At 66.4% G+C, this 10687-nt stretch carries 10 protein-coding genes; all 10 read right to left on the bottom strand.

The features are described 5' to 3' along the window. On the bottom strand, positions 1–2535 hold a 2535-nt coding region (locus ACFTZB_RS37315), incomplete at its 3' end, for an ATP-dependent Clp protease ATP-binding subunit (protein WP_378439663.1). Positions 2536–3019: 484 nt separating this feature from the next. Further along, positions 3020–3955 carry an esterase/lipase family protein gene (locus ACFTZB_RS37310; protein ID WP_378439661.1) on the bottom strand — a complete coding sequence of 312 codons (936 nt, stop codon included), beginning with the start codon at positions 3953–3955 and terminating at the stop codon, positions 3020–3022. 99 nt (positions 3956–4054) lie between these two features. Further along, positions 4055–4405 carry an Lsr2 family protein gene (locus ACFTZB_RS37305; protein ID WP_072947363.1) on the bottom strand — a complete coding sequence of 117 codons (351 nt, stop codon included), beginning with the start codon at positions 4403–4405 and terminating at the stop codon, positions 4055–4057. Positions 4406–4544: 139 nt separating this feature from the next. Further along, positions 4545–6056 carry a lysine--tRNA ligase gene (lysS, locus tag ACFTZB_RS37300; RefSeq protein WP_378439659.1) on the bottom strand — a complete coding sequence of 504 codons (1512 nt, stop codon included), beginning with the start codon at positions 6054–6056 and terminating at the stop codon, positions 4545–4547. Between the two features lie 94 nt (positions 6057–6150). Continuing rightward, complete coding sequence (locus tag ACFTZB_RS37295; RefSeq protein WP_012691510.1) at positions 6151–6573, bottom strand: rhodanese-like domain-containing protein; 423 nt, start codon at positions 6571–6573, stop codon at positions 6151–6153. Beyond that, a complete protein-coding gene (locus ACFTZB_RS37290) occupies positions 6570–7103 on the bottom strand; it encodes a cysteine dioxygenase (RefSeq protein WP_378439656.1) in 534 nt (177 codons plus the stop codon). Before ACFTZB_RS37290 ends, ACFTZB_RS37295 begins: the two co-directional genes overlap by 4 nt. Positions 7104–7225: 122 nt before the next feature. Further along, the gene (locus ACFTZB_RS37285; protein ID WP_378439654.1) at positions 7226–8041 is read right to left on the bottom strand and encodes a type III pantothenate kinase; all 816 of its coding nucleotides are present in this window, start codon (positions 8039–8041) and stop codon (positions 7226–7228) included. A 3-nt stretch (positions 8042–8044) separates the two neighbouring features. After that, positions 8045–8491 (bottom strand): aspartate 1-decarboxylase, encoded by a 447-nt coding sequence (gene panD, locus ACFTZB_RS37280; RefSeq protein WP_012691507.1) that lies wholly within the window; start codon positions 8489–8491, stop codon positions 8045–8047. A gap of 18 nt (positions 8492–8509) precedes the next feature. Then, positions 8510–9445 carry a pantoate--beta-alanine ligase gene (panC, locus tag ACFTZB_RS37275; protein ID WP_378439652.1) on the bottom strand — a complete coding sequence of 312 codons (936 nt, stop codon included), beginning with the start codon at positions 9443–9445 and terminating at the stop codon, positions 8510–8512. A gap of 5 nt (positions 9446–9450) precedes the next feature. Continuing rightward, positions 9451–10377, bottom strand: a complete 927-nt coding sequence (locus ACFTZB_RS37270; RefSeq protein ID WP_012691505.1) for a Rossmann-like and DUF2520 domain-containing protein — start codon at positions 10375–10377, stop codon at positions 9451–9453. Positions 10378–10687: the final 310 nt, after the last annotated feature.

Genomic DNA, 10687 nt, shown 5'->3' with positions numbered 1-10687 from the left:
CTCCGAGTCTGCTGCGCCCGACTTGGCCAGGTCGACCGGAACCTCGTCGGGAACCGTGACCGGCTTCGCCTCGCCGCGGAACGTGAACTTCGCGTCCTCGCCCGCGCCTTCGCCGTCCCAGTTCTCGACGTCGACGTACACGATCTGACCGGGGCCGACCTCGCCGAAGAGGATCTTCTCCGACAGCTGGTCCTCGATCTCGCGCTGGATGGTGCGACGCAGCGGCCGCGCACCCAGGACCGGGTCGAAACCACGCTTGGCCAGCAGCGCCTTCGCCTTGTCGCTGACCTCCATCGTCATGTCCTTGTTCTTCAGAGCCACCTCGACGCGCGCGACCATCAGGTCCACCATCTGAACGATCTGCTCGGTGGTGAGCTGGTGGAACACGACGATGTCGTCGATGCGGTTGAGGAACTCGGGACGGAAGTGCTTCTTCAGCTCGTCGTGGACCTTGAGCTTCATCCGCTCGTAGTTCGACTCGTCGCCCTTACCGGACGTGAAGCCGAGACCCACGGCCTTGGAGATGTCCGACGTGCCGAGGTTCGAGGTGAAGATGAGCACCGTGTTCTTGAAGTCCACGGTCCGGCCCTGACCGTCGGTGAGGCGGCCGTCTTCGAGCACCTGCAGGAGGGTGTTGTAGATCTCCTGGTGTGCCTTCTCGATCTCGTCGAACAGCACCACGCTGAACGGCTTGCGGCGCACCTTCTCGGTGAGCTGGCCGCCCTCTTCGTAGCCGACGTAGCCGGGAGGTGCACCGAACAGCCGCGACGCGGTGAACCGGTCGTGGAACTCACCCATGTCGATCTGGATGAGAGCGTCGTCCTCGCCGAACAGGAAGTTGGCGAGCGACTTGGCCAGCTCGGTCTTACCGACTCCGGACGGGCCGGCGAAGATGAACGAACCGGACGGACGCTTCGGGTCCTTCAGGCCGGCGCGGGTACGACGGATCGCCTTGGCGACAGCCTTGACCGCGTCTTCCTGACCGATGATCCGCTTGTGCAGCTCCTCCTCCATGCGGAGCAGACGGGTGGTCTCCTCCTCGGTGAGCTTGAACACGGGGATGCCGGTCCAGTTACCCAGGACCTCGGCGATCTGCTCGTCGTCGACCTCGGCGATGACGTCCAGGTCACCGGAGCGCCACTGCTTCTCCCGCTCCGCACGCTGAGCGACGAGGGTCTTCTCCTTGTCGCGCAGGTTCGCGGCCTTCTCGAAGTCCTGCGCGTCGATCGCGGACTCCTTCTCGCGGCGGGCGTCGGCGATCTTGTCGTCGAACTCGCGGAGGTCCGGCGGTGCGGTCATCCGGCGGATGCGCATCCGTGCTCCGGCCTCGTCGATGAGGTCGATGGCCTTGTCCGGCAGGAAGCGGTCGTTGATGTAGCGATCGGCCAGGGTGGCCGCGGCGACGAGTGCACCGTCCGTGATGGACACGCGGTGGTGCGCCTCGTAACGGTCGCGCAGACCCTTGAGGATCTCGATGGTGTGCTCCACCGTCGGCTCGCCGACCTGCACCGGCTGGAAGCGGCGCTCGAGTGCGGCGTCCTTCTCGATGTACTTGCGGTACTCGTCGAGGGTGGTCGCACCGATGGTCTGCAGCTCACCGCGGGCGAGCTTCGGCTTGAGGATCGAGGCCGCGTCGATGGCACCCTCGGCCGCGCCGGCACCCACCAGGGTGTGCAGCTCGTCGATGAACAGGATGATGTCGCCGCGGGTGTTGATCTCCTTGAGGACCTTCTTCAGGCGCTCTTCGAAGTCACCGCGGTAACGGCTGCCTGCCACGAGCGACCCGAGGTCGAGCGTGTACAGCTGCTTGTCCTTGAGCGTCTCGGGGACCTCGCCGTTGACGATGGCCTGAGCGAGACCTTCGACGACGGCGGTCTTACCGACACCGGGCTCACCGATCAGCACGGGGTTGTTCTTGGTACGGCGCGACAGCACCTGCATGACGCGCTCGATTTCCTTCGAGCGGCCGATGACGGGGTCGAGCTTGCCTTCGAGGGCCGCCTGGGTGAGGTTGCGACCGAACTGGTCGAGCACCAGCGACGTGGACGGAGTGCCCGCCTCGCCACGAGTGCCGCCGGACTCGGCCGGCTCCTTGCCCTGGTAACCGGAAAGCAGCTGGATGACCTGCTGACGGACCCGGTTGAGATCGGCGCCGAGCTTCACCAGAACCTGCGCTGCGACGCCTTCACCCTCGCGGATGAGGCCGAGCAGGATGTGCTCCGTGCCGATGTAGTTGTGTCCGAGCTGCAGTGCCTCGCGCAGGCTGAGCTCCAGGACTTTCTTGGCACGCGGGGTGAAGGGGATGTGGCCGGACGGGGCCTGCTGGCCCTGGCCGATGATCTCCTCGACCTGGCTGCGCACTCCTTCGAGGGAGATGCCCAACGACTCCAGCGACTTGGCAGCGACACCTTCGCCCTCGTGAATGAGGCCGAGCAGGATGTGCTCCGTACCGATGTAGTTGTGGTTGAGCATCCTGGCTTCTTCTTGAGCCAGGACAACAACGCGCCGTGCGCGATCGGTGAACCTCTCGAACATCGCTCTCCCTCACACTTTCCGACGTGCAGTCACGAGACCGGGTGTCTCGTCCCTGTTCGCCGCGTTTCGCTCCGGCACTACAAGCAGATCGCCAGCGCCTGATCCGAGGGCAGAAGCCCCGAACCGACGAAGGTTCCACGACCCCAGCTATTACTCTAGTTGGCTGCCGATCGACCTGCTGCCCCTCCACCCCTTTAGGTGGGCGAGCACGCCTGCTTATTCGTATTTAACGCCCCAGGTCCGGCAATCGTTTCCCCTTCGCTGTACGCCTGGAGCGAACAGGTCCGGCGGCGCCTGTGGAGGGCATCCGGTCGAGAGAGGCCGACGGCCCGCTCCCCGAGGGGGCGAGACCTGCGTATCCGGACAGGGTATGTCGACGAGCTGCGAGTTCGCCACCCGTTCCTTTCCGCCGACGTCGGCAGCGTTACCCAGGCTCTTGCTCCGGCCTCCCCCGGTAACTGGCGGAGCGATGCATCTCGCGGGGCTACCCCGCGACAGGGGCGACGAAACGGCACGGCACCTCGCGCGGATTGTCGCGGTCCAGCGCGTTCAGCACGAAACCGGCGGCGCGTGCCGAGCCGGCGACGGCGACGTGGTCGGAATAGTCCTGCTCACACCCGTCCTGGACGACGATGTTGGTGGTGTCCGGCCCCGGCTCGAGGCCGCTCGTGTACGGGACGACCAGTTCGTCGTAGCGGGTGACGATGTTCGTGTACTCGATCCCCGGGACGTAGACCCCGCCCGCGCGCATGCGGTCGATGAACTTCGACCCCTGGAGCATCTCGGGGCACGCCCGGCAGACGGGGAACCCCGCCGCCACCGCGTCGTCGACACCGAGCGACCGCAGGAACCGGCCGGCACTGATCTGATCGTTTCCGTAGGTGCCCTGCCACGGCGGGGCGAGCGACACGATCTTCGCGACCTTGTCCGCACCGCCGAAGAACTTCGCATAGTTGTTCGCCTGCACCGTGCCCTGGGAATGCCCGACCAGGTCGACCTTCGCGGCGCCCGTGCTCGCCAGCACCCGGTCGACGAACGCGGCGATCTGAGCGGTGCCCGTGTCGATGGGAGTCATTCCGCCGATCGCGTCGAGCGGCCACGGCAGATCGGGAAAGTTGCCGTAGGTGAGCGAATAGACGCAGTAACCCTCGTTGGCGAGCAGCGGCGCGTACACTGCCCAGTTGGTCTGGCGTGCGCCTCCCGTCCCGTGGACGAGGACCACCGGTTCGGGGTGCGCATCACTCGGCCGGCAGGACCAGTCGTTCGAGCCCGGGGCCGAACCGCCCGGATTTCCCAATTCGAGGGGCACTCCGGCGAGGAACGAATCCGGCACCGGATAGGCAGGCGCTGCGGACGCCGCCCCGGCCCACATCACGAACGCCAGGAACAGAATCCCTGAAACGGACACGCAGCGGCGCACAGCTACCCCCAGACTCCCCGAATATCGGATCAGTGCGGGACGGTAACAGCCCAGGTCGGCGCGCGGAGCGAATCAGCGAATTCTGTTCCCAGCTAACTTTCAGTTCGCCTTGTTGTAGGCCTCGATAATTTCCGCGGAGATACGGCCGCGCGCAGAAACCTTTTTGTTGTTCTTGCGCGCCCATTCCCGGATAGCGGCGCTCTGTTCCCGATCGACCGAAACTCGGGACTTGGTGACAGCCGGAGCCGCCACCGCTTTGCCGCGCTTGCGCGAGCTCACCTTGCGCGCGTGGGAAACCCACACGTCGAGCTGCTCGCGCAATTTCGCCGCATTCTCCGAGGAAAGGTCGATCTCGTACTGAACACCGTCGAGTCCGAACTCGACCGTCTCGTCGGCAGACGCCTCTTGGTCGACGTCGTCGATCAGGGTGACAGTGACCTTCTTTGCCATGGGATGAAATTCCTCTCGAATGAAGCGACGTCTCATCGTCAACGTGAGCTACGACCCGGAGGTAACCATACCCCTGTTCTTCCGATTCGGAATACGAGGAATGGATCGAATTTATCCGCGCGAATTCATCCCGGGCGAATCAGCGAGAAGACGGCCGAACAATGGGAAAGAGGATTGTTTCGCGGATTCCCAATCCCGTCAAAGCCATGAGCAGACGGTCGATTCCCATTCCGGTACCGGTGGTCGGCGGCATTCCCTGCTCCATTGCGGCGAGGAATTCTTCGTCGAGGGCCATCGCCTCGTCGTCGCCGGCCGACGCGAGGCGCGCCTGATCGACGAACCGCTCACGCTGGATCACCGGATCGACCAATTCCGAATAGCCCGTGGCCAACTCGAACCCACGGATGTAGAGGTCCCACTTCTCGGTCACCCCGGCCTTGCTGCGATGGTCACGCGTCAGCGGTGACGTCTCGACCGGGAAATCACGGACGAAAGTCGGCTCGAACAACTGGTCGCCGCACTGGTGCTCCCACAGTTCCTCGACCAGCTTCCCGTGCCCGTAACCCTTGTCCTTCGGGACTTCGAGGCCCACCTTCTCGGCGAGAGCCAGCAATTCCTCGACCGTGGTATCCGGAGTGACCTCGACACCGATCGCCTGCGACAGCGACGGATACATCTCGAGGGTCTTCCATTCACCGCTCAGGTCGTATTCGGTGCCGTCGGCAAGAGTGACGACCTGCGAACCGAAAGCGGCCTGCGCCACCTCCTGAACGAGTTCGCGAATCATGACGGCCGAATCGTCGTACGTGCCGTACGCCTCGTACGTCTCGAGCATCGCGAATTCCGGCGAGTGCGTCGAGTCGACGCCCTCGTTGCGGAAATTCCGGTTGATCTCGAAAACCTTCTCGATACCGCCGACGACGCACCGCTTCAGGAACAGTTCGGGGGCGATTCGCAGATAGAGGTCGATGTCGAGGGCATTGGAATGCGTGATGAAGGGACGGGCCGCCGCGCCACCCGCCACCGTCTGCAGCATCGGCGTCTCGACCTCGAGGAACCCGCGCCGCTCGAGCGCGTTCCGGAGCTCACGGACCACGGCCACACGCTTACGCGCATTGTCCCGCGCCTCGGGGCGCACGATCAGATCGGCATAACGCTGCCGAACCCGGGACTCCTCGTTCATCTCCTTGTGCGCAACGGGCAGCGGGCGGAGCGACTTGGACGCGATCTGCCACGAATCGGCCATCACGCTCAGCTCGCCGCGACGGGAGCTGATCACCTCACCGTGCACGAACACGAAGTCGCCGAGGTCGACATCGGCCTTCCACGACGCGAGCGCATCCTCGCCGACGGCGGCGAGACTGATCATCGCCTGCAACTGGGTGCCGTCGCCTTCCTGCAGCGTCGCGAAGCACAACTTGCCCGTGTTGCGCACGAAGATCACCCGGCCGACGACACCGACCTGGTCACCCGTGGCGGTGTCGGGTTCGAGTTCCGGATACTTGGCGCGGATCTCCGCCAGCGAGTGGGTGCGCGCCACCGACACCGGGTACGCCTGGCGTCCCTCCGCGAGAATGCGCTCACGCTTCTCCTGGCGGATCCGAAGCTGCTCGGGGGTGTCGTCGACTGGCTGGGCTGCTACTTCACTCACGGGTCACCAGCCTAATCGACGGCCGGGCGAGCCCCTATTCAGAGGTCAGCGTCAACCCGACGGCTCGCCGTCAGCATCGACCGACGGCTCGCCGTCAGTGAGCCGAGACGGTGGCCAACTCCCGCACGCAGTGCTGCGTCGCGATGAGCGACCCCAGCAGCCCTGCCGCCTTGATCGCCTTGTAGCCGCCGACGAGGTCGGTCGCCTTGTGCAGACCCAGCTCCTGCAGGGCCGCCGCGGCCAGGCTCGACGTGTAGCCCTCGGAGCAGACGATGATCCACTCGACGTCGTGGTCCACGGCCAGCGCCAGGTGCGCCGAGCTGGTGGGATCGCAGCGCCACTCGAGGACGTTGCGTTCGATGGCGAGCGCGCCGGGCAGCGTCCCCTCGATCGCGCGCTGCGCCTGCGGGCGGATGTCCACGACGATCGCGCCGCGCGCCACTGCCTCGGGCAGCTCGAACGCGTACATCCGGTCGATCTTGGTGCGGGCCTCTTCGAGCATCTGGTCGATGTTCACTTCGAACCGCCCTCGGGGAGATCGGTGAGCTCGGTACGGGTACGGCGCAGCGTGCCGTGGTCCGTGACCTCGTAATAGGACATGGCCGACAATGGCGGCGAGTAGGCGTGCACACTCAGCGTCGGCGTCACCACCTCCGCCCCCGGTGCGTCCGGCGCGCGTACCACGTCGTGGACCCAGCCGAGCGGGAACGAGGCCTGATCGCCGGCGTCGAGGATGCGGTGACGCAGTCGATCACCCGCCCAACGGAACTCGGACAGCGCGCCGCTGAGAACGGTGAGCGCACCGAAAGAGCCTGCGTGGTCATGCAATTCGGTATTCCGGTCGGGAACCCAGCTGATCAGCCAGACGTCGACGTCGTCGTCCGAGTAGAGCCGGGTCGACCAGCGCTCGTCGGTGGGCCAGCTCTGCGGGAGCAGGACGTCGTGGCGGCCGTCGAGGACCTCGGAAGCACCCTGATCGGTGATGCGCAGCAGGTCGGCCGGGCGAAGACGGGTGGGTACAGATGCAGAAGAATACGTTGCGAGCACGAGAGAGACTCCCAGAAGTGTGAATTGGTCAAGGCAGCGTTCAGCCTCGACAACACTCCTGAGCACTCGTGCAGAGATTCACGGGGACCATTCTGACATAACTTCCGCGAAGAGGGAACCCATCAGTCGAGTGGGCTGCGACGCGCTCCCCGGCGGGCCTGATTCCGCTCGTAGACCAGGCGCAGCCCTTCGAGCGTGAGATCCGGTTCGTGCTCGTCGACGGTCTCCGTCTCGGGCATGATCAGCGGCGCACGGTCGCCGGTCGCGATCACCACCACGTCGGAGCCGGAGAAGGCAGGCAACTCCTTGCGGACGCGACGAACCAGCCCGTCGACGAGGCCGGCGAAACCGAACACCGCGCCCGACTGCATACATTCGACGGTGTTCTTGCCGACGACGGACCGAGGCCGCACCAGTTCGACCTTGCGCAGCGCCGCCGACTGCGACGCCAGTGCGTCCGAGGAGATCTCGAGGCCGGGCGCGATGGCGCCGCCGAGGAACTCGCCCTTCGCGGACACGACGTCGACGCACGTGGACGTCCCGAAGTCGACCACGATGCACGGCGCGTCGTAGAGATGATGCGCCGCAAGACTGTTGACGATCCGGTCGGCACCGACCTCTTTGGGGTTGTCGACGAGCAGCGGAACACCGGTTCGCACCCCGGGTTCCACCAGCACGTGCGGGACGTGCCCCCAGTACCGCGTCAGCATCACGCGGATCTCCCGCAGCACCGACGGCACCGTCGACAGTGCGGACACCCCGGTGATCTGATCGGTGTGCGCGCCGAGGAGCCCACGGAAGATGAGGGCCAGTTCGTCGGCCGTCATCCTCGCATCGGTGCGCATTCGCCAGTCCTGCACCAACTTCGAATGTTCACCGGTCCCGGTGAACAGTCCGAGAACGATGTTCGTGTTCCGGACGTCGACGGTGAGGAGCACCGGTTACACCAAACTGGATTCGCGCTCGGCGTCGAGCGTCGACAGCATGCGCGGGGTGATCAGGCCGGAGCCCTCCGGCGCATGCGCCGGGTCGGCACCGAGGTCGACCGGCGTGTTGGCGGCGTCGACGAACACGACCCGCGGCTCGTAGTCGCGCACCTCCTGCTCGTTCATGACGCCGTAGGCGATGAGGATGACGAGGTCGCCGGGCTTGACCAGATGCGCTGCCGCACCGTTGATCCCGATGACACCACTTCCCCGCTCGCCGGCGATGACATAGGTTTCGAGCCGCGCGCCGTTGTCGATGTCGACGATGCACACCTGCTCACCCTCGAGGAGGTCGGCGGCATCCATCAGATCCTGGTCGACCGTCACCGAGCCCACGTAGTGCAGGTCGGCGTGTGTGACGGTGGCGCGATGGATCTTCGACTTCATCATGGTGCGAAACATGTTCCGGTCCTTACTCTTCTAGCGGGAAAGAAGTTCGTCTGTCGCCGACGCGTCCGACGCCTCGGTGTCACGTTCGAGGAAACCGGTGCCGACGGCGACACCGACGTTGTCGATCAAGCGGGTGGTTCCGAGCCTGGCCGCCACGAGCAGCCGGCCGTCGCCCCGTTCGGGTGCGGGGCCGAGGTCGACGCCCCGCACCTCGAGGTAGTCGACCTCCACCTCGGGGGTGGACGCCAGTACCTCGCGCGCGGTGGCGAGGATCGCCGCGGCGCCACCGGCCGCGGCGTGGGCGCCGGCGATCAGGGCCGCGGACAACGTCGTCGCCGCGTTCCGCTGATCCTCGTCGAGATAGCGGTTCCGTGAGGACAGCGCGAGTCCGTCGTGTTCACGCACCGTGGGCACGCCGACGATGCGGACGTCGAAGTTCAGGTCGGTCACCATCTGCCGGATCAGCGTCAGCTGCTGGTAGTCCTTCTCGCCGAAGTACGCGGCATGCGGTGCGGCGATCTGCAGCAGCTTGGCGACGACGGTGAGCATGCCCGCGAAGTGCGTGGGCCTGGACGCGCCCTCCAGTTCCGCGCCCAGCGGTCCGGGATGGATCGTCGTCCGCGGACCGGCCGGGTACATGGTGGCCGCGGTCGGCACGAACGCCAACTCGACTCCGGCCTCACGCAGCAGTTCGAGGTCGGCGTCGACGGTGCGCGGGTAGGCGTCGAGGTCTTCGCCGGCACCGAACTGCAACGGGTTGACGAAGATCGAGACGATCACCACCGCGCCGGTGAGCTTGGCCTGCCGCACCAACTCCAGGTGTCCCGTGTGGAGGGCTCCCATCGTGGGCACGAGCGCGACCTGGCGGCCGACGCCGCGCAGCGCCTTCGAGACCCGGGTCAGCACGCTCGGGTCGTGGTGCACGGTCAGTTCGCCGCGCTTGTATCCGCCCTGCAGATCGCTCACGGGGCTCACCTCCGGTCTTCCAGAATGTCCAGCAGTTCAGGTGTGGCGCCGGCGCGTTGCGCCGACCTCAGCGAGAGGGCCCGGTAGCCGGCCGCAATCCGCGGATCGACTTCCTCGAGGACGCGCAGATGCGTGGCCACCGCCTCGGAGTCGCCCCGGGCGACGGGCCCGGTGAGGGCAGCAGGCCCGCGGCGCAGGGCGTTGTCGAGCGCCGCCGACAGCAGCGGCTGGAGCACGCGTTCGGCCAGGCCGTTCGGATCGTCGCCGATCAACTCCTGGCCGAGCAGTTCCTGACCCTCGAGCGCGACCCGCAGCGCGGCCACGGCGTCGACGACGAGCGTGACCAGGTGGTTGCTGCCATGAGCCAGAGCGGCGTGGTACAGCGGCCGCATGTCCTCGCGGACCCGTACCGGCTCGCCGCCGATCTCCAGAACCAGCGACTGCGCGATCGCGTAGCCGATGTCATCGGCTGCGGTGATCCCGAAACAGGCGGACGCGAGACGGACCGTGTCCTCGTCGTGGCCGGTGAACGTCATCGCGGGGTGGATCGCGAGCGGTACGACACCCTGCTCGGCGAGGGGGGCGAGGATCCCGATGCCGTTCGCGCCGGACGTGTGGGCCACGATCGCGCGCCCCGGCACGGCACCCGTGGAAGCCAGGCCCGCGATCAGCGACGGCAGTTCGGCGTCGGGGACGGCGAGAATGAGCAGTTCGGAGCGGGCCGCGACCTCCGCGACCGGAAGAATTTCCGTCTCGGGCAGCCGGGTGCGGGCCCGATGCCGTGACGCGTCGGAGACGGCCGAGCAGGCGACGACCACGTGACCTGCCCGCTCCAAAGCGGCACCGATTGCTGTTCCGACCCGGCCTGCGGAGACGATTCCTACCGTCAACCTCGCAGGCGCAGGGCCATTAGTGATCCCGAAAGAGGTCACCTTCGTCCTCTCGTTCGTTCCAGTCCCGCTCGGCGGGTACCAGACGTTCCACGGTGAGGATAGCCCGGCTCGAACGCACCCCGCCATGAGCGGGCGGAGTGATATATGCCTCACACCGTGCGGGTTGATCCTCGGGCGAGTCCGGGCCTATTCGGCCCGCCGGCGCCTGCCTCCAGCGCTCTGGGACGCCCCCGACGCGGACTTCATGTTGGCCATGATCTCGGCGACGGACAGCCCGTTCGAGTGCGCGCCCGAAGAGTCGTCGTCCTCCGCCGCCCGTCTGCGGCCCCGCCGCCCCTCGGGCTCCGGC

It is taken from the genome of Rhodococcus sp. NPDC057014 (assembly GCF_042673295.1).
Lineage (GTDB): Bacteria > Actinomycetota > Actinomycetes > Mycobacteriales > Mycobacteriaceae > Rhodococcus_F.
This window is presented reverse-complemented; position numbering and strand designations above follow the sequence as displayed.

Excerpts from the sequence above, each read along its gene's own strand:
- ACFTZB_RS37305 (WP_072947363.1), bottom strand. The coding sequence starts at position 4,405 with ATGGCAAAGAAGGTCACTGTCACCCTGATCGACGACGTCGACCAAGAG.
- panD (WP_012691507.1), bottom strand. The coding sequence starts at position 8,491 with ATGTTTCGCACCATGATGAAGTCGAAGATCCATCGCGCCACCGTCACA.